The sequence below is a fragment of the Pseudomonas sp. Mn2068 genome (assembly GCF_049319725.1).
Classification (GTDB): domain Bacteria; phylum Pseudomonadota; class Gammaproteobacteria; order Pseudomonadales; family Pseudomonadaceae; genus Aquipseudomonas; species Aquipseudomonas gingeri.
This window is the reverse complement of the sequence record NZ_JBMOUG010000018.1, coordinates 120,410-138,973: the sequence shown is the minus strand read 5'-3', so window position 1 is coordinate 138,973 and position 18,564 is coordinate 120,410. Positions and strand designations below refer to the sequence as shown.

The 18,564-nt window shown below is 63.3% G+C and carries 17 protein-coding genes; 1 reads left to right on the top strand and 16 read right to left on the bottom strand.

The features are described 5' to 3' along the window. Nucleotides 1–159: 159 nt before the first annotated feature. The 13 genes from trpC to ACL9RJ_RS29305 form a co-directional block, all read right to left on the bottom strand. The gene (gene trpC / locus ACL9RJ_RS29365) at nucleotides 160–999 is read right to left on the bottom strand and encodes an indole-3-glycerol phosphate synthase TrpC (protein WP_017128665.1); all 840 of its coding nucleotides are present in this window, start codon (nucleotides 997–999) and stop codon (nucleotides 160–162) included. Next, on the bottom strand, nucleotides 996–2,045 hold the full coding sequence (trpD, locus tag ACL9RJ_RS29360) for an anthranilate phosphoribosyltransferase (protein ID WP_177084610.1): 1,050 nt from the start codon (nucleotides 2,043–2,045) through the stop codon (nucleotides 996–998). Before trpD ends, trpC begins: the two co-directional genes overlap by 4 nt. Nucleotides 2,046–2,054: 9 nt before the next feature. Beyond that, the gene (locus tag ACL9RJ_RS29355; protein ID WP_017128667.1) at nucleotides 2,055–2,648 is read right to left on the bottom strand and encodes an aminodeoxychorismate/anthranilate synthase component II; all 594 of its coding nucleotides are present in this window, start codon (nucleotides 2,646–2,648) and stop codon (nucleotides 2,055–2,057) included. A 13-nt stretch (nucleotides 2,649–2,661) separates the two neighbouring features. Then, nucleotides 2,662–4,149 carry an anthranilate synthase component I gene (trpE, locus tag ACL9RJ_RS29350; protein WP_177117679.1) on the bottom strand — a complete coding sequence of 496 codons (1,488 nt, stop codon included), beginning with the start codon at nucleotides 4,147–4,149 and terminating at the stop codon, nucleotides 2,662–2,664. Nucleotides 4,150–4,219: 70 nt separating this feature from the next. Beyond that, on the bottom strand, nucleotides 4,220–5,038 hold the full coding sequence (locus ACL9RJ_RS29345; protein ID WP_422765905.1) for a phosphoglycolate phosphatase: 819 nt from the start codon (nucleotides 5,036–5,038) through the stop codon (nucleotides 4,220–4,222). Next, a complete protein-coding gene (gene rpe / locus ACL9RJ_RS29340) occupies nucleotides 5,035–5,709 on the bottom strand; it encodes a ribulose-phosphate 3-epimerase (protein WP_177063045.1) in 675 nt (224 codons plus the stop codon). The genes ACL9RJ_RS29345 and rpe overlap by 4 nt, the downstream gene beginning before the upstream one ends. Before the next feature lie 116 nt (nucleotides 5,710–5,825). Further along, nucleotides 5,826–6,974, bottom strand: coding sequence for an iron-containing alcohol dehydrogenase (locus tag ACL9RJ_RS29335; RefSeq protein WP_177084614.1), 1,149 nt, complete (start codon nucleotides 6,972–6,974; stop codon nucleotides 5,826–5,828). A 136-nt stretch (nucleotides 6,975–7,110) separates the two neighbouring features. Then, the gene (locus ACL9RJ_RS29330) at nucleotides 7,111–7,935 is read right to left on the bottom strand and encodes an ABC transporter permease (protein WP_017128672.1); all 825 of its coding nucleotides are present in this window, start codon (nucleotides 7,933–7,935) and stop codon (nucleotides 7,111–7,113) included. 13 nt (nucleotides 7,936–7,948) lie between these two features. Beyond that, complete coding sequence (locus tag ACL9RJ_RS29325; RefSeq protein WP_017128673.1) at nucleotides 7,949–9,196, bottom strand: ABC transporter permease; 1,248 nt, start codon at nucleotides 9,194–9,196, stop codon at nucleotides 7,949–7,951. Between the two features lie 222 nt (nucleotides 9,197–9,418). Next, nucleotides 9,419–10,462, bottom strand: a complete 1,044-nt coding sequence (locus ACL9RJ_RS29320) for an ABC transporter substrate-binding protein (protein WP_422765904.1) — start codon at nucleotides 10,460–10,462, stop codon at nucleotides 9,419–9,421. Nucleotides 10,463–10,532: 70 nt separating this feature from the next. Next, nucleotides 10,533–11,657 carry an ABC transporter ATP-binding protein gene (locus ACL9RJ_RS29315; RefSeq protein ID WP_017128675.1) on the bottom strand — a complete coding sequence of 375 codons (1,125 nt, stop codon included), beginning with the start codon at nucleotides 11,655–11,657 and terminating at the stop codon, nucleotides 10,533–10,535. A gap of 259 nt (nucleotides 11,658–11,916) precedes the next feature. Next, nucleotides 11,917–12,546, bottom strand: a complete 630-nt coding sequence (locus ACL9RJ_RS29310) for a response regulator (protein ID WP_017128676.1) — start codon at nucleotides 12,544–12,546, stop codon at nucleotides 11,917–11,919. Nucleotides 12,547–12,574: 28 nt separating this feature from the next. Then, on the bottom strand, nucleotides 12,575–14,995 hold the full coding sequence (locus ACL9RJ_RS29305) for a PAS domain-containing sensor histidine kinase (protein ID WP_422765906.1): 2,421 nt from the start codon (nucleotides 14,993–14,995) through the stop codon (nucleotides 12,575–12,577). Between the two features lie 73 nt (nucleotides 14,996–15,068). Between ACL9RJ_RS29305 and ACL9RJ_RS29300 the strand changes: the two genes are divergently transcribed. Beyond that, entirely contained in the window at nucleotides 15,069–16,055 is a 987-nt protein-coding gene (locus ACL9RJ_RS29300; protein ID WP_422765903.1) for an alpha/beta hydrolase family protein, read from the top strand. A gap of 40 nt (nucleotides 16,056–16,095) precedes the next feature. Here ACL9RJ_RS29300 and ACL9RJ_RS29295 read toward each other — a convergent pair whose 3' ends face one another. The 3 genes from ACL9RJ_RS29295 to ACL9RJ_RS29285 are packed head-to-tail and all read right to left on the bottom strand — an operon-like array spanning nucleotide 16,096 to nucleotide 18,561. Continuing rightward, nucleotides 16,096–16,863, bottom strand: a complete 768-nt coding sequence (locus ACL9RJ_RS29295; RefSeq protein WP_177084622.1) for a TerB family tellurite resistance protein — start codon at nucleotides 16,861–16,863, stop codon at nucleotides 16,096–16,098. A gap of 1 nt (nucleotide 16,864) precedes the next feature. Beyond that, nucleotides 16,865–17,539 (bottom strand): N-acetylmuramate alpha-1-phosphate uridylyltransferase MurU, encoded by a 675-nt coding sequence (murU, locus tag ACL9RJ_RS29290; protein WP_422765902.1) that lies wholly within the window; start codon nucleotides 17,537–17,539, stop codon nucleotides 16,865–16,867. Continuing rightward, nucleotides 17,536–18,561: an aminoglycoside phosphotransferase family protein gene (locus tag ACL9RJ_RS29285; protein WP_177084626.1), complete on the bottom strand. Its 1,026-nt coding sequence runs from the start codon at nucleotides 18,559–18,561 to the stop codon at nucleotides 17,536–17,538. Before ACL9RJ_RS29285 ends, murU begins: the two co-directional genes overlap by 4 nt. Nucleotides 18,562–18,564 lie beyond the last annotated feature (3 nt).

Genomic DNA, 18,564 nt, shown 5'->3' with positions numbered 1-18,564 from the left:
GTAGTGTTTGGTGTGGTGCTGGTTTGTTTACGGTGTGTTTTCCCCACGATCGGCCCCACCACCCTCCCGCGTTTCCATCCCCCCCCCCCGCTCCCACAAAAGCGCCTCATAAAGGCTTACATAGCAAACAAGCCCATTCCTACATACGAACAGCTCAATTCAATCGAGGGTGGAACCGCTGACCACGGGCGATCCGCGCTCCGGGAAGAACAGTCGCTGCAGCTCGTCGCCCGGGCTTTCCGCGCGCATGAACGCTTCGCCAACCAGGAACGAGTACACCTCGCTGATTTCCATCAGCTCGACGTCGGCACGATTGAGGATACCGCTCTCGGTAATCACCAGGCGGTCGCGCGGCACGATCGGCAGCAGGTCGAGGGTAGTTTCGAGGCTGACTTCGAAGGTATGCAGGTTACGGTTGTTGATACCGATCAGCGGCGTATCGAGGTGCTTCAGCGCCCGTTCCAGTTCGGCGGCGTCATGGGACTCCACCAGCACATCGAGGCCGACGCCCTTGGCGACCGCGGCCAACTCGGCCATCAACCCGTCGTCCAGTGCCGCGACGATCAGCAGAATACAGTCGGCGCCCATCGCCCGGGCCTCGACGATCTGGTACGGATCGACCATGAAGTCCTTGCGGATCACCGGCAACTTGCAGGCCCCGCGGGCCTGTTGCAGGTACAGGTCCGAACCCTGGAAGTAATCGACGTCGGTGAGTACCGAAAGACAGGTCGCCCCACCCTTCTCGTAGCTCCTGGCGATATCGGCAGGGATGAAGTTCTCGCGAATGACGCCCTTGCTCGGCGAGGCCTTCTTGATTTCGGCAATCACCGCCGGCTGCTTCAGCCGAGCCTGCTCGATCAGCGCCTTGGCGAAGCCACGCGGTGCGTCAGCGGCCCGGGCCAGGTTCTCCAGCTCGGCCAGGCTCACGCGAGCGCGACGCTCAGCCACTTCCTCGGCCTTGCGGGCGAGGATCTTCTCCAGAACGGTCGGCACACTCATGCTTCATTCTCCTGCTTGAACACGGCGGTGAACGCGCCCAGCTCTTCGAGCTTCTCACGGGCCAGGCCGGTGTGAAGTGCGTCGTGAGCCAGGGCAACGCCCTCTTTCAGGCTGCTGGCATGATCGGCGGCATACAGCGCGGCACCGGCATTGAGCACGATCATTTCCGCAGCTTTCTGGCCATTCTCGGTTTTGCGGCGACCCAGCGCATCGCGGATCAACTCCAGGGACGCCGCCGGACTATCCACCACCAGGCCGAACAGACTCTGGCTTTTTATACCCAAGTCTTCGGGCTGAACCCAATATTCTGTTATTGCATCGTTTTTCAGCTCGGCCACATAGGTCGGCGCCGCCAGGCTGAATTCGTCCAGGCCGTCCTGGGAGTGCACCACCAGCACATGCTTGCTGCCCAGGCGTTGCAGGACTTCAGCCAATGGACGGCAGAGCGCCTGGGTGAAAACGCCCACCACCTGATGCTTCACGCCGGCCGGATTCGTAAGCGGGCCGAGCATGTTGAACAAGGTGCGCAGGCCGAGATCACGGCGCGGACCGGCCGCGTGCTTCATCGCACGGTGATGGGTCTGGGCAAACATGAAGCCGATGCCGACATTGTCGATGCAGCGTGCCACCTGGACCGGTGTCAGGTTCAGGTAGATGCCGGCCGCCTCGAGCAGGTCGGCGCTGCCGCTCTTGCCTGAAACCGCGCGGTTGCCGTGCTTGGCGACGGTACAGCCGGCCGCCGAGACCACGAAGGCCGAGGCGGTGGACACGTTGAAGATATTCGCGCCATCGCCGCCGGTGCCGACCACGTCGACCACGCCGTCGAGGCTCTTGAGCTCGACCTTGTCCGCCAGTTCGCGCATGACCGATACCGCGCCGACGATCTCGTCGATGCTTTCGCTCTTCATGCGCATGGCCATCATGAAGGCGCCGATCTGCGCCTCGGTGCATTGCCCGGTCATGATTTCACGCATGACATCGCGCATTTCTTCGGTACTCAGGTCCAGATGGCCGACGATACGGCTCAGGGCAGTCTTGATATCCATGAAAAGTCCTTAGCGCGTGCCGCCGGTCTGCTTGAGAAAGTTGGCGAACAGCTGGTGGCCCTGCTCGGAAAGAATCGACTCGGGGTGGAATTGCACCCCTTCGATGTTCAGTGTCTTGTGGCGCAAGCCCATGATCTCGTCGACCGAGCCGTCTTCCAGTTGCGTCCAGGCGGTCAGCTCCAGGCACTCGGGCAGGGTTTCGCGCTTGACGATCAGGGAATGATAGCGGGTGACGGTCAACGGCAGGTTGAGACCTTCGAACACACCCTTGCCTTCGTGGAACAACGGGCTGGTCTTGCCGTGCATGACCTGGCGGGCACGCACCACATCGCCGCCAAAGGCCTGGCCGATGGATTGGTGCCCCAGGCAGACGCCGAGAATCGGCAGCTTGCCGGCGAAATGCCTGATCGCCTCCAGGGAAATACCGGCTTCGGTCGGCGTGCAGGGCCCCGGCGAGACCACGATGCGCTCAGGCTTGAGGGCTTCGATTTCGGCCACGGTCAGTTCGTCGTTACGCACGACCTTGACGTCCGCGCCCAGCTCGCCGAGGTATTGCACGACGTTGTAGGTAAACGAGTCGTAGTTATCGATCATCAGCAACATGACAAAAAGCTCCTCAGGCGTCGGACGCGGGGGTTTGTTCAGCGAGGGCGACCGCACGGAACATCGCGCGACGCTTGTTCAGCGTTTCTTCCCACTCCAGCGCCGGCACCGAGTCGGCGACGATACCGCCACCGGCCTGCACATGCAGCTCGCCGTCCTTGATCACCGCGGTACGAATGGCAATAGCGGTGTCCATGTTGCCGTTCCAGGCGTAGTAACCGACCGCGCCGCCGTATACGCCGCGCTTGACCGGTTCGAGTTCGTCGATGATTTCCATGGCGCGGATCTTCGGCGCACCGGACAAGGTGCCCGCCGGCAGGATCGCCCGCAATGCATCCATGGACGTCAGGCCGCTTTTCAGCTGGCCGGTGACGTTGGACACGATGTGCATGACGTTGGAATAGCGCTCGATCACCATCTTCTCGGTGAGTTTCACCGAGCCGATCTCGGACACCCGCCCGGTATCGTTGCGGCCCAGGTCGATCAGCATCAGGTGCTCGGCGATTTCCTTGTCATCCGACAGCAGGTCCTCTTCCAGCGCCCGGTCGGCTTCTTCGGTGGCGCCCCGCGGGCGGGTACCGGCGATCGGCCGCACGGTGATCAGGTTGTCCTCGACCCGCACCAGCACTTCCGGCGAACTGCCGACGACATGGAAATCGCCGAAGTTGAAGAAGTACATGTACGGCGTCGGGTTGAAGCAGCGCAGCGCCCGGTACAGGTCGATGGGCGCGGCCTTGAAGTCGATGGACATGCGCTGGGACGGCACCACCTGCATGCAGTCGCCGGCCAGGATATATTCCTTGATGGTATCGACCGCACGCTCGTAGTCGCCCTGGGTAAAGCTCGAGCGGAATACCGGGTCGGCGGCCGGCGGCCGGTCGAGTTCCAGCCCGCGGCGTGGCGTGATCGGCTGGCGCAATTGCCCCAGCAACTCCTGCAGGCGAGCCTGGCCCTGTTCGTAGGCATTGTCCTGGGAAGGGTCGGCCAGGACGATGGCGTGCATCTTGCCGGCCAGGTTGTCGAAGACCACCACGGCGTCGGAGACCATCAACAGGATATCCGGCACGCCCAGCGGATCCGGATTCGGGCATTTGCCCAGGCGCTTCTCGACGTAGCGCACGCAGTCATAACCGAAGTAGCCCACCAGGCCGCCGTTGAAACGCGGCAGGCCGGCGATGGTCGGTACGTTGTAGCGGGCTTTGAATTCCTCGACGAAGGCCAGGGGATCCTCGGCTTCGCAGCTTTCGATCTCGACGCCGTCATGGGTCACGCTGATGCGGTGGTCATGCACCCGCAGCACGGTGCGGCACGGCAGGCCGATGATCGAGTAGCGGCCCCATTTCTCACCGCCCTGCACCGACTCCAGCAGATAGGAATTGGGCTGGTCGGCCAGTTTCAGGTAGATCGACAACGGCGTATCGAAGTCGGCCAGGGTTTCGCAGGCAAGCGGGATGCGGTTATAGCCGGCAGCGGCCAAACGCAGGAATTCTTCGCGGGTCATGATATGCCTCGTGGCTTGAGGTTCAAACAGTCAGGTATGCAAACGCGCCGCACAGGCGGCCAGGATCATGTCAGGCGCGCCAACGCCAACGGGCCAGGGCCTTGATGACTTTCATCCAGAGTTTGCGAGTGACCACCACGATGGCGTTTCCAGGAGGGGATTGAAGACAGTCCGCCGACATTAGCTCAGCGCCAGCTTCCAGGCAACCGGGAATCAGTGCCCGCAGGTCGTCGATGACCAGCGCCGGCTGTTCTTCGGCGATCGGCCGGCCATGGTTGTAGCCATAGCTGAGGGCCACGCAGATGACACCCGCCGCCTTGGCGGCCTGCACATCGTTGCGTGAATCGCCGACGAACAGGCACTGCGATGCCGGAATCCCGGCCATTTTCATCACATGGAACAGCGCCGCGGGGTCGGGCTTGCGCTGCGGCAGGGTATCGCCGCCGATGATCCAGCGGAAAAACCGCCCCAGCTTCATTTCATCGAGCAGCGGCGCGACAAAGCGTTCGGGCTTGTTGGTGATCAGGGCCATTTCCACGCCCTGCTTCTGCATCCACTTCAGGGTTTCGCGCACGCCGGGGTAGACCGTGGTCAGGTCATGGCCGCCGTCATAGGCGTCCATGAAGATTTCCAGCGCATGCTCGGCTTCGCTGTCGGCCACCGCCGCATGATCGAGACCGCCGGCCAGTGCCCGGCGCACCAGCACCAGGGCACCGTTGCCGACCCATTCGCGCACGGCCTCGAGGCCGGCGGCGGGACGTCCCAGGGTGAGCAGCATCTTGTCCACCGCCGTCGCCAGGTCCGGCACCGAATCGATCAACGTGCCATCCAGATCGAACATCACCAGTTTGGGCAGACGGCCCGGAAAGAGCTGCTCGAAGCCGCTCATGGACGAGCCAGCGCCAGTTCGGCGCGCATCTTCTCGATCACTTCCCGGTAGTCCGGGGCGTTGAAGATCGCCGAACCGGCGACAAAGGTATCGGCTCCGGCGGCGGCGATTTCGCGGATGTTGTTCACATTCACGCCACCGTCGATTTCCAGGCGGATATCCCGGCCCGAGGCGTCGATCAGCGCCCGCGCTTCACGCAGCTTGTCGAGGGTGCCGGGAATGAACTTCTGTCCGCCGAAGCCCGGGTTGACGCTCATCAGCAGGACCATGTCGACCTTGTCCATCACGTACTTGAGCACGTCGAGCGGCGTCGCCGGGTTGAACACCAGGCCGGCCTTGCAACCGCCTTCGCGGATCATCTGCAGGGAGCGGTCGACGTGCAGCGTGGCTTCCGGGTGGAAGGTGATGTAGGTCGCGCCGGCTTCGATGAAGTCGCCGATGATGCGGTCTACCGGGCTGACCATCAGGTGCGCGTCGATCGGCGCGGTAATGCCGTATTTGCGCAACGCCGCACAGACCATCGGGCCGATGGTCAGGTTGGGGACGTAATGGTTGTCCATGACATCGAAGTGAACGATGTCGGCGCCGGCGGCGAGAACATTGTCCACTTCCTGGCCCAGGCGGGCGAAGTCGGCGGAGAGAATCGACGGAGCAATTGCGAAGGGCTGCATGACGCACCTTTTTTGAGCAGAATCACGGTGGCGCGCATTGTATACCTCCTGCTTCGCCACGCGCACCGTGACCGCGATGATTGGCCGCACCGTCGCCAGGCAGCCTTGCTGCGACTTCAGTAGGCGGCGCGGTAGATCTTCTCGATATCCATCGCACTCAACCGCCGCGGGTTGTTGCGCATCAGCCGCTCGATGCCCGCCGCCTCCACGGCCATGGCCGGGATCGCGTCCATGGGTACGCCGAAGCTGTTCAGGCCGACCGGAATCTCCACCGCGCGACACAGTTCACTCATCGCGGCGACCGCCTTGTCCGCCGCCTCGATGGTACTCAGGCCGGCAATATTCACGCCCATGGCAATGGCGATGTCCTGCATGCGCTCGACACAGGCCAGCTTGTTCCACTGCATGACATACGGCAGCAACAGTGCATTGCTCACCCCGTGGGCGATATTGAAGCGCCCGCCGAGAGGATAGGCCAGGGCATGCACCGCGCCGACGCCGGCATTGCCGAAGGCCATGCCGGCCATCAGGCTGGCCGTGGCCATGTCTTCGCGGGCCGGCAGGTTGGCCGGGTTGGCATATGCCTTGGGCAAGGCCCTGGCAATCAGCTTGATGGCGCCAATGGCCAGGGCGTCGGTGATCGGCGAGGCGTTGAGCGACAGGTAGGCCTCGACCGCGTGCACCAGCGCATCGACACCGCTGGCGGCGGTCACGCCACGGGGGCAGGTCAGGGTCATCTGCGGGCTGACCAGGGCCACGTCCGGCAGCAGGTAGTCACTGACAATGCCTTTCTTCAGTTGCGCCTGCTTGTCGGAAAGGATCGCCACATTGGTCACTTCGGAACCAGTGCCGGCGGTGGTCGGGATGGCAATCAGCGGCGGGCCTTTGCGCGGTACCTGATCGACGCCGAACAGGTCCTCGAGGGCGCCGTGATAACCGGCGTAGGCGGCGACACTCTTGGCGATATCGATAGCGCTGCCGCCACCCAGGCCGATCAGGCCGTCGTGCCCACCTTCGCGGTAGACCTGCATGCAGTCTTCGACAATGGCGATTTCCGGGTCGGGCATTACCCGATCGTAGATCTCGTAGCTGCGTCCGCCCAGATGGGCAAGGGCCAGTTCGACAGTACCGGAGGTGACCAGCGCGGCATCGGTCACGATCAACGGGTTGTCGACATCCAGCCGGGTCAGTTCATCGGCCAGTTGCTCGATGGCGCCGGAGCCGGTGATCAGTTTATGGGCGATCTTGAATGCGGAAATGCTCATGGTCGCAGCCTTCTTGTCGTGATGATCAGGGCACGAGCAAGAATAGCCGGGGATTGGCCTTTTTCAGCCTATTCAAACGATGAATGGCAAGCCGATCGTTCCCCCGCAGACGCGAGGGAACAATCGGACAGCTTGTTCATACCTGGGTGGTACGTAGTTTCTCGCTGCGTCCGCGCAACCACTCCAGGGTCAGCAACAGGATCACCGAGAAGACGATCAGCAGCGTGGCGGCGGCGGCAATGGTCGGGCTGAGGTTCTCGCGGATGCCGCTGAACATCTGCCGCGGCAGCGTCGCCTGCTCGGGACCTGCCAGGAACAGCGTCACCACCACTTCATCGAACGAGGTGGCAAAGGCGAACAGCGCCCCGGAAATCACCCCCGGCGCGATCAGTGGCAAGGTCACCCGGCGGAACGTTGTCAGCGGCGAAGCGCCGAGGCTGGCCGCGGCCCGCACCAGATTGTGGTTGAAGCCCTGCAACGTCGCCGAGACGGTAATGATCACAAAGGGCACGCCCAGCACCGCATGCACCACGATCAGGGAAAAGAAGCTGTTGCCCAATCCCAGCGGGGCGAAGAACAGGTAGCTCGCCACGCCGATGATCACCACCGGCACCACCATCGGTGAAATCACCAGGGCCATGACCAGCGACTTGCCCGGGAAGTCGCCGCGGGTCAGGCCGATCGCCGCCAGCGTGCCGAAGACCATCGCCAGCACGGTCGCCGCCGGCGCCACGATGATGCTGTTCTTCAAGGCACGCATCCACTCGGCCGAGCCGAAGAAGTCCTGGTACCAGTGCAGGGAAAAGCCTTGCAGCGGATAGACCAGGAAGCTGCCAGAGTTGAACGACAGGGGAATGATCACCAGCACCGGCAGGATCAGGAACAGCAGGATCAGCCCGCACAGAATGCGCAAGCTGTAGAACCAGACCCGCTCGACGGGCGACATGTACGGACTCAGCATTTCGATTCTCTCCTTAGCTCAGGCGCAGGCGGCTTGCACCGACCAGCCGGCTGTAGATCAGGTACAGCAGCACGGTGGCCAGCAGCAGCAAGCCACCCAGTGCCGTCGCCATGCCCCAGTTGATGCTGGTGTTGGTGTAGAAGGCGACGAAATAGCTGACCATCTGGTCGTTCGGGCTGCCCAGCAGTGCCGGGGTGATGTAGTAACCAATCGCCAGGATGAACACCAAGAGACAGCCCGCGCCAACCCCGGCATAGGTCTGCGGGAAGTACACCCGCCAGAAACTGGCGAACGGATGGCAGCCCAGGGAAATCGCCGCCCGCATATAGGTCGGCGAGATACCCTTCATCACGCTGTAGATCGGCAGGATCATGAACGGCAGCAGGATGTGCACCATGGAGATGTAGACCCCGGTGCGGTTGAAGACCAGTTCCAGCGGCTTGTCGATCACGCCCATGGCCAGCAGGGCGCTGTTGATCAGGCCGCCCGACTGCAGCAGCACGATCCAGGCCGCGACCCGAACCAGGATCGATGTCCAGAACGGCAGCAGCACCAGGATCATCAGCAGGTTGCTCTTGCGCGCCGGCAGGTTCGCCAGCAGGTAGGCCAGCGGATACGCCAGGACCAGGCAGATCGCGGTGATGACCAGGCCCATCCAGAACGTGCGGGCAAAGATATCCAGGTAAATCGCCTGGTCCGGAGTGGCCGGGGCCAGTTCGCCGAGGTCGTCGATCCGATGATCGACGGCCGCCAGCAGGTAATAGGGGGTCATGCTACTGGTGTTGCGGCGGATCGCCTGCCAGTACGCCGGGTCGCCCCAACGCTCATCGAGGGCTTCCAGGGCTTCTTTATAAGAGGCCGGCTCGGTCTTGAACGGCAAGGCGCGGGCGGTCTTGGTCAGCAGGCTGCGGTAGCCGGCCAGTTCCATGTTCAGGCGCTTGGACAGATCGCCCAGGGTCTGGTTCTTGCGCGCTTCGCCCAGGTCTTCGCTGAGGGCCTTGTACACCGGCTCGCCGGGCAGGCTCTTGCCGTCCCAGGCAGCGACGGCAGCCACGGTCCGTGGCATGGCACCGACCACCTCCGGGTTGCCGACGCTTTTATAGAGCAGCGCCACGATGGGGACCAGGAACACCAGCAACAGAAACAGCACCAGCGGCGCGATCAAGGCCTGGGCCTTCCAGCGGTTGACCCGCTCGGCACGCGCCAGGCGCTGCTTCAGGGTGGGACTGGTCCCCTCGTTCAGAGGAACGGTGATGGCCATGGCGAACTCCGGAATACTTTATTGTGACAACGGCCGGTATCCCGTTACGGGACACCGCCTGCTGTTCTTCTGAAACACACAAACCCAACGGGTTGAACAGAGTCCCTGTGGGAGCCGGCTTGCTGGCGATGAGGCCCGTAAGGCTTGCATCGCCTGATCGGTCGTCATCGCCGGCAAGCCGGCTCCTACAGGGTTATGCAGCGTCTGCGAGACCGTGTTCCGTTACTTCGCGGCCCAGGCGTTGAAGCGCTGCTCCAGTTGCTCGCCGTTGTCAGCCCAGAAACTGACGTCGATCTGCACTTGGTTGGCGATGTTTTCCGGAGTGGTCGGCATATCCTTCAGGATGTCCTTGGCCAGCAGCGGTACTGCCTGGGTATTGGCCGGGCCGTAGGCGATGTTTTCCGAGTAGGTCTTCTGCTGCTGCGGCATGACCGAGAAAGCGATGAACTTCTTCGCCGCATCGGCACGCGCCTTGTCCAACCCCTTTGGAATGGCCCAGGCGTCAAAATCGTAGATCCCGCCGTTCCACACCACTTTCAGGTTGCTTTCCTTCTGCACGGCAGCAATCCGGCCGTTGTAGGCCGAGCTCATGACCACGTCGCCGGAAGCGAGGTACTGCGGCGGCTGGGCACCGGCTTCCCACCACTGGATGTAGGGCTTGAGCTCATCGAGCTTCTTGAATGCGCGGTCCTGGCCATCCTTGCCGGCCAGTTCCTTGTAGACGTCCTTCGGTGCGACACCGTCGGCCATCAAGGCGAATTCCAGGGTGTACTTGGCGCCTTTGCGCAGGCCGCGCTTGCCCGGGAATTTCTTGGTATCCCAGAAATCGGCCCAGCTGGCGGGTGCCGAAGACAGCTTGTCGGCGTTGTAGGCGAGCACGGTCGACCAGACGAAGAAGCCGACGCCGCAAGGCTGGATGGCGCCCTTGACGTAGTCTTCGGACTTGCCGAACAGGGCCGGATCCAGTTGCTCGAACATGTCTTCATCGCAACCACGGGACAGTTCCGGCGATTCAACTTCCACCAGGTCCCAGGACACGCTCTTGGTGTCGACCATGGCCTTCACCTTGGCCATCTCGCCGTTGTATTCGCCGGCAACGATCTTGCCGTTGCCCGCCTGGGCTTCCCAAGGGGTGTAGAAGGCCTTGACCTGGGCCGCCTTGTTCGCGCCACCAAAGGACACCACGGTCAGGTCGGTCGCCGCCATGGCATTTGCCGCGCACATCAGCCCTAACGCGAGGGCACTGAATTTCAGGGATTTGAGCATTTATTCTTCTCTCCACGAGTGCAGGTTGGTGAAGCACGGGGCGATTGATTCGCCTCTTGGGTTACAGCGCTCAGCCAGCGTCGAGCAACGGGTCCAGCGCGCGAACGTGCTCGACCTGCCAGCCAATGGGTACGACATCGCCGACCGCCAGTGCCGGATCCAGCTCGGCAATGGGTTGTTTCACGAAGAAGTCGGTCTTGCCGCAGACTTCCAGGCGCACACGAACGTGGTCGCCCAGGTAGATGAATTCGGCCACGCGGCCCGAGAAGCGGTTGACGCAGGATTCGCTGGAGCCGTTGAGGCTGATGCGCTCCGGCCTGATCGACAGGGTGACCGGCTCGCCGGCCTTGCCGACATTCACCGCCAGCGCCTCGACCTTTTCCCCGCGCCCCAGCTCGACCACGCAGCGATCGCCGGTGTGGCTGTGCAGGCGACCGTTGAGGCGGTTGTTCTCGCCGATGAAGTTGGCGACGAAGGTGTTCTTCGGCTCTTCATAGAGGGTGCGCGGCGGGGCGATCTGCTGGATTTCCCCCTGATGGAACACCGCCACGCGGTCGGACATGGTCAGGGCTTCGCCCTGGTCGTGGGTCACATAGACCACGGTCACGCCCAGGCGCTGGTGCAGGTGCTTGATCTCCATCTGCATGTGTTCACGCAATTGCTTGTCCAGCGCCCCCAGCGGTTCGTCCATCAGTACCAGTTGCGGCTCGAACACCAGGGCCCGGGCCAGTGCCACGCGCTGTTGCTGGCCGCCGGACAGTTGAGCCGGATAACGCTGGGCGAACTTGTCGAGCTGGACCATGCCCAGGACACGCTTGACCCGCTCGCTGACGTCGGTCTTGCTCAGGCCGCGCACGGTCAGCGGGAACGCCAGGTTCTCGGCAACGGTCATGTGGGGGAACAAGGCATAGTTCTGGAACACCATGCCGATATCGCGCTTGTGCGGCGGCACGTTGTTGATGGAGCGTCCGGCCAGTTGGATCTCGCCGGCGGTCGGGGTTTCGAACCCGGCCAGCATCATCAGGCTGGTGGTCTTGCCGGAACCGGAAGGCCCGAGCAGGGTAAGGAATTCGCCCTTGCGAATGTCCAGGTTGAGGTCCTTGACGATCAGGTTCTCGCCATCGTAGCTCTTCTGCACACCACGAAAGCTGACCAGAATGTCCTTCGCCCCAGCGCTTGAATCGACCTCGCTCATACCCACACCTTTTGTTTTTGACTGCCGTGGTCTAAGCCTAGTGAACCCTTGCGGCAGCGCAAATCGGGGGGTGTGAGAGATTGTCCTCAGCAGTGTGGAAGAATTGGGGTAGGGATTGCCCTACAAGGATGGCGTTATTGGATAAGCGGGAAAGCCCTGCCCGGCGAAAGGGCCCGAAGCACCGTTGGACGCACGCGCCAGCCTGTCGTTAATGAGCATGTACCGCTCCTCTGTCTGTCGGAACCGCGGGCGTCGATCCCTACAACAGCTTGTGCTCCATCGCGTATTTCACCAGCTCGGCAAGGGAAGTGATGTTGAGCTTCTGCATCAACCTGGCCTTGTGGGTACTGATGGTCTTGCTGCTCAAGGCCAGTTGCTGGGCGATATCGTTCACATTGGCGCCCTGGGCGAGGCGCTCGAACACCGAGAACTCCCGCTCCGACAGCAGGGCGTGCAAGGGGCGCGAATCGGTCAGGCCGACTTCGAAGACCATCCGGTCGGCCAGGTCCGGGTCGATATAACGACCGCCGGCCGCCACCTTGCGAATGGCCGTCAACAGCAGTGCCGGATCGCTGTCCTTGGTGGCGTAGCCGGCGGCACCGACCTTGAGCGCGCGGGCAGCCATCTGAGCTTCGTCATGCATCGACAACACCAGGATCGCCGGCGGATTGTTCAACGCCCGGATCCGCGGAATCGCTTCCAGGCCGTTGACGCCAGGCATCGAGATGTCCAGCAGCACGACCTCGCAGGGCGTGTGCCGCAGGGCTTCGAGCAACTGCTCGCCATGGCTCGCCTCTCCCACGACCTGGAGATCCTTGGCCAGGCCGATCAATTGCTTGATGCCTTCGCGGACAATGGTGTGGTCTTCGGCTACCAGTACACGGATCACGCGCTACTCCTGCTCGATCAAAGGGGGATCATCTATCCTGGGGCCGATCCAACGGCACACGGACGCTCAGGGTCGTGCCCTCGCCGACATGGCTTTCCAGCGAGAGGCTGCCGCCAAGCATCAGCACCCGCTCGCGCATGCCCACCACCCCGAAGGATGTCGGCCGGCCACTGGGGGCGACAAAACCCACGCCATCGTCGCTGATACTCAGGCACAGGTCCTGGCCATCAATCGCCAATGTCAGTTCGACAGTATGCGCCTGAGCGTGGCGCATGACATTGGTCAACGCCTCCTGGAGGATCCGGAACAGGCCGATGGCCTTGGCGTCGCTGAGTCTCGGCAGGTTTTCCGGGACCTGCACCAGGCACGGGATCTGTGTGCGCGCTTCAAAGCGCCGGGCCTGCCACTCGATCGCCGAGGCGATACCGGCATCGAGAATCGGCGGACGCAGCGCCGTCGCCACATCGCGCACCAACTGGAACAACTGGGCGATCAGCTTTTTCATGCTGTTGAGGCGTTCATTCAGCCCGGGGTCCAGTTGAGCGTAGGCCAACTCGCACATGGAGGTTTCCAGCTTGAGCACCGTCAGCATCTGACCCAGTTCGTCATGGACCTCACGGGCGATACGGGCCTTTTCCTCTTCGCGGACACTCTCCAGGTGCGCCGACAGCTCGCGCAACTGCTCGCGGGAACTGGCCAGCTCCAGTTCGATGCGCTTGCTTTCACTGATATCCCAGACGATACCGTCCCAGACCACCGTACCGTCCTCGAGGCGGCGGGTGATGGCCTTGATCTCCGCCCACCGCTGCCGGCCTTCGCGGGTCATGATCCGGCCCTGCCAGGACCAGTCGCTCCCGGAGTCCACGGCCAGGTCCTGGATGCGGTGATAATCGGCCCGGTCGTGCGCATGCACCAGGCTGCGCAGGCCGATATCCGGCTGGCGCAGGGTGGCCGGGGGATAACCCACCAGGCTCTCGCTGCCTTCGCTGATATAGGGGAAATACAGTTCGCCGGTCTGCGGCACGCGCTCCAGGCGAAACACCAGGCCGGGGACGTTCGCCGCGATCCCCTTGAGCCGCGCCTCGCTTTCCTGCAAGGCCGCCAGGGCACGGCGGCGCTCCGTGACGTCGTTGATATAGACCACCAGGTACTCACCGTCGCGAAAGCGCAGGAAGCTGAGGGACACATCCGCGGGCAGGATGCTGCCATCGGCGCGCAGGCAGCGGGTCTCGAAACTTTGCGGTGCCTCGTCACTGGCCCGGGCGCGTTTCCACAGGTTCAGCCAGCGGTCCATATGCAGGTTCGGCTCGAAGTCGATCAGCGGCCGATCGAACAGGGCACCGGGCGGGTAACCCAGCATGGCTTCCGCCGCCCGGTTGGCATAGCGTACATGGCTGTCCCAGTTGACCCAGAGGATCCCCACCGTGCTCTGGTCGATGGAGAACTGGGTCAGGCGCAGGGCCTCTTCACTGGCTTCGCGCAAAGCGAGATCTTCACGAGAGGCCAGCAGGGCCTGTTCGAGGCTGCGTTGCTGACGACGCAACCAGAACACGATCGCCAGGCTCGCCAGCAACATCACCGCCAGCAGCAGGCAGAGGTTCTGCCAGAACCCCGGCGAGGCGGAAAGTCGCGGATACTTGGGCTGCAACCAGCGCATATGCAACTGGTCGAGGTCCCGGGCCGGCACCGCATGCAGGGCTTTCTCGACGATCCCGGCCAGTTCCGGCCAGTCGCGCCGGGTCGCCACCCGCAGCAGTTGCGGCAGGCCGATATCCCCCACCACCGCCAATCCGGCAAACTCTTCCTCGGCGGACAAACGACTGAGCTGGGCCTCGTCGACCACCGCGTAACGGGCCTGCTGGCTCAGCAGCAATTGCAGTGCCTGGCGTTCCAGCGGAACGCCCTGCAGATTGAGGTTGGCATAGGTGCTACGCAGGTAATCGGCAATGGCACTGGGCATGCGCACGGCGACACGGGTCTGGCTGTCGAGCTTTTCCAGCTCGACGGCCCCGGCACCGTTGCGTTCGCCCACCACCAGCTGCGGCACGCGCATGTAGGGATCGGAGAACAACCACAGGCGCAGGCCGGCCGGCGTCTGGGTCAGGCCCGGGGCGAGGTCGATCTCGCCTTCGCCCAGGGCTTTTTCAAGTTGGGCCTGATCGGGAAAGTTACGCCAGGTCAGCTCCACATTCATGGCCTTCGCCAACCAGTTCATCAGCTCGACATTGGCCCCCGATAGCCGTTGCAAGCGTCGGTCGTACTGGGCATAGGGTGCCTGCAGCACCAGGCCGACACGCAATTCCCGATGCGCGTCGAGCCACTGCTGCTGCGCGCCGGACAACGGCAGGCCGGTCCCGTGAGGCGCAGGCGCAGCCCAGGCCCCCGAGGGAAAAGCCATCAAGGGAAAACACAAACAGCCGATAACCCACAGGCAGCAAAAACGCATGATACGACTCATCCACACTGACAAATACTGACCAACCCATTAGGCTGCCAGGATTACTTCTGGCCTGGAAAATCCGATGCCCCCTGTCTACCGCTCGGCACTCCCCGCGCTGTGCCTGTCGTTGATACTACCGCTTGCCGCGCCGGTCCTGGCGGCCGATCCGGCACCCGCAGCAGCACCAGCCCCCGCCGAAAAACCGGTCGAGCGCCAGCCCTTGCCCGAGCGCAGCCAGGAAGACGCGACCGCGCTGGAGCGACAACTGCCGCAGCAGGAGCAGCAACAACTGCAAGCCGCGGGCGACAACTTCCTCGCCCTGTGGAAACCGGCCAACACGCCCTCGCCCACCGGGGCGGTGATCATCATCCCGGGCGCCGGCGAAACCGCTGACTGGCCCCAGGCCGTCGGGCCCTTGCGACGCAAGCTGCCGGACGCCCAGTGGAGCAGCCTGAGTCTGACACTCCCGGACCTGCAAAGCGAAGCCAGCCTGCCGCGGGTCGTCGAAGCCGCCAAACCGGCCGAGCCGGCATCCACCAACAGCAAGGACGCCAGTACCACCGCCAAACCCATCGAGCAGGCGGCCAGCGCCGAAGCCGACAGCCCCGACCCGGCCGTGGTGGAGAATAGCGAAGACCCGCTCAAGGCCGATGCCGAACGGATCTTTGCCCGATTCGATGCCGCCATTGCCTATGCGCAACAGCAGAATGCCCGCAGCATCGTTCTGCTCGGCCATGGCACCGGTGCCTACTGGGCGACCCGCTACATGACCGAAAAGGCCTCGCCGCAGGTGCAGAAGCTGGTGCTCGTGGCGGCGCAGACGCCGATCAGCGCCAAGCCGGCCCTGGGGCAACTGACGCCGGGGCTGAAACTGCCGATCGCCGACTTCTTCTACCAGGACAACCCGCTGGATCGCAAAGCCGCCTTGCAGCGTCTGCAGGCCAGCAAGCGCCAGAAGACCTCCAGCTACACCCAGGTGTCACTGAAGGCGCTGCCGGGCAATCCGGGCCAGGAACAGTTGTTCCGTCGTATTCGTGGTTATCTGAATCCCCAGGACGACAGCCAGTAGTTTCCTGGCTGTTGTTCCTGGCTGTTCATGGGCAAACGCCCTAGCGAAAATCCCGCCGCTCGCGGATCAGCGCATAGGCCTGGTGCAGCTCGCGGGTTTTCTCGGTGGCGTCCTGCACTTCGGCGGGTGTCGCCCCGCCGCCCGCCACCTTGTCCGGATGATGGCGACTCAACAGGCGCCGATACGCCCGCTTGATCTGCGCCGGTTCGCTGGTGGGCGCTACCCCCAGGATCCGCAGGGCGTCCTGATAGCTTCCGGCACTGCTCATCAGCGGCCTGCGCGCGGGTTCGTAGTCGCTGGCCAGGGCCTGGATCTGCTGCGATGTCCAGCCCAGCCACTTGCCCCAGAGCAGAATCAGTTCACGCTCCTCGCGCCCGGCCCGGCCATCGGCCCAGACCATCCGCCAGCAGGCCCGCAGCACACCTTCCGCGGCGTGGGGTTGAGCCTTGAGGTGGCGCAGATAGCCACGCAGGCGGTCACTCCCCGACTTGCCGCGATTGAACGCGGCAATCGCCCGGCGCTGCGCGGCTTCGCCCATATCCAGCTGGCGCATTTCCTGGCGTGCCTGCTGGATATGCCCATCCACTACCCGCCCATCGCTCTTGGCAAGGCGTCCGAGCAGGACAAACAACAACTCGTCGTTGCGCAATGCCGGCTTGCCGCCCAGGCGCTCGCGCAGATGCGCCAGGCTGTGCAGTTGCAGGCGCCGATCCAGCGCCTGCCCCAGCAATGCGCCGAGCATGGCCCCCGGAATGCTGGCAATGGCAAAGCCCGCCCCGGCTCCAATCAGAGTCCCTGGCCACAACATATCAGTGTCTCTCTTCCAGCAATTGCTCGACCTGGGCCAGGCGCTCGACAGTGCCGACGTCCACCCAGTGCCCCTTCATATGTTCTCCGCTGACCTGCCGCCGGGCCATCGCCTGACGCAGCAGCGGTGCGAGCTTGAACGCCCCCGCGACGCAACCGGCAAACAACCCGGGATGCAGCACCGAGATGCCGCTATAGGTCAGCCTGGCCGCATCCGGCTCATCATCACGCACCTGACCGTCATCCAGGACAAAGTCTCCGCCCGCCGGATGATGAGGCGGATTGTCGACCATCACCAGGTGCGCCAGCCCGGCCAGCGGACGACGCAGTGCCGAAAAGTCGTAGTCGGTCCAGATATCGCCGTTGACCACCAGGAAGGGCTCGTCTCCCAACAACGGCAGCGCCCGGAAGATTCCACCACCGGTTTCCAGCGGCTCACCTTCCGGCGAATAGGCGATGCTCAAGCCATAACGCGAGCCATCGCCAAGGTAGTCTTCGATCTGCTGCCCCAGCCAGGCATGGTTGATGACAATCTCCTTGAAGCCCGCCGCCGCCAGAGCCCTCAGGTGATAGTCGATCAACGGGACGCCCCTGGCACGAATCAGCGGCTTTGGCGTGTGCAGGGTCAGCGGGCGCATGCGCTCGCCCTTCCCCGCCGCCAGGATCATCGCTTTCATACGACAGCACCCGCTGGCTGGCGCAGGCTGGCCAACAGCTCGCCCAGCTCGGCCAGTTCCGGACGGCGCGCCAGTACCGCTTCTATATAAGCAAAGAAGCGCGGTACATCCGCCAGGTAGCGCGGCTTGCCATCGCGGTGGCAGATACGGGCGAAGATCCCGATCACCTTCAAGTGACGCTGCACGCCCATCAGGTCGCTGGCCCGGCGAAATTCCTCGAAGTCCGGCTGGACCGGAATGCCCAGGCGCCCGGCTTGCTGCCAGTAGCTGTGCAACCAGTCACCGACCCGGGCTTCGGGCCAACTGAGGAAGGCGTCCTTGAACAGACAGGTGATGTCATAGGTCACCGGCCCATAGACCGCATCCTGGAAATCCAGCACGCCCGGATTGGGCTCGCTCAGCATCAGGTTGCGCGGCATGTAGTCGCGGTGCACCAGCACTTTCGGCTGCGCCAGCGCGCTGTCGATCAACAGCGTACTGACCCGTTGCCAGCGCTCGAGCTGTGCCTGGCTGAAATCGATGCCCAGCTCACGCCCCACATACCACTCGGGAAAGAGTTCCAGCTCGCGGCGCAACAGCGCGACATCGTAGCTCGGCAGTCCGGCGTCCATCGGCAGTTGCTGAAAAGCCAGCAAGGCATCGATGGCATCGGCGAACAGGGCATCGGCGTTTTCGGCGTCGATCACATCCAGATAGGTCCGGTTGCCCAGGTCGTTGAGCAAAAGAAATCCGTTCTGCAGATCCTGCGCATGAATTTTTGGCACGTTGATGCCGGATTTCGCCAGCAAATGGGCGATATCCACGAAGGGTTTGCAGTTTTCCCGGGGGGGCGGAGCGTCCATCACGATAAAGCTGCGGCCCTCGCCTTCCCAACGGAAATATCGGCGGAAACTCGCGTCGCTGCTGGCCGCGGTCAATGTGGCCGCGGGCACGGCACCCCAGCCTTCAGTCAGGAACAACGTGGTCAACTGCTTATCCAGCCAAACTTTCAGGTGTTGCAAGCGTAGATCTTGGTCAGGCATTAC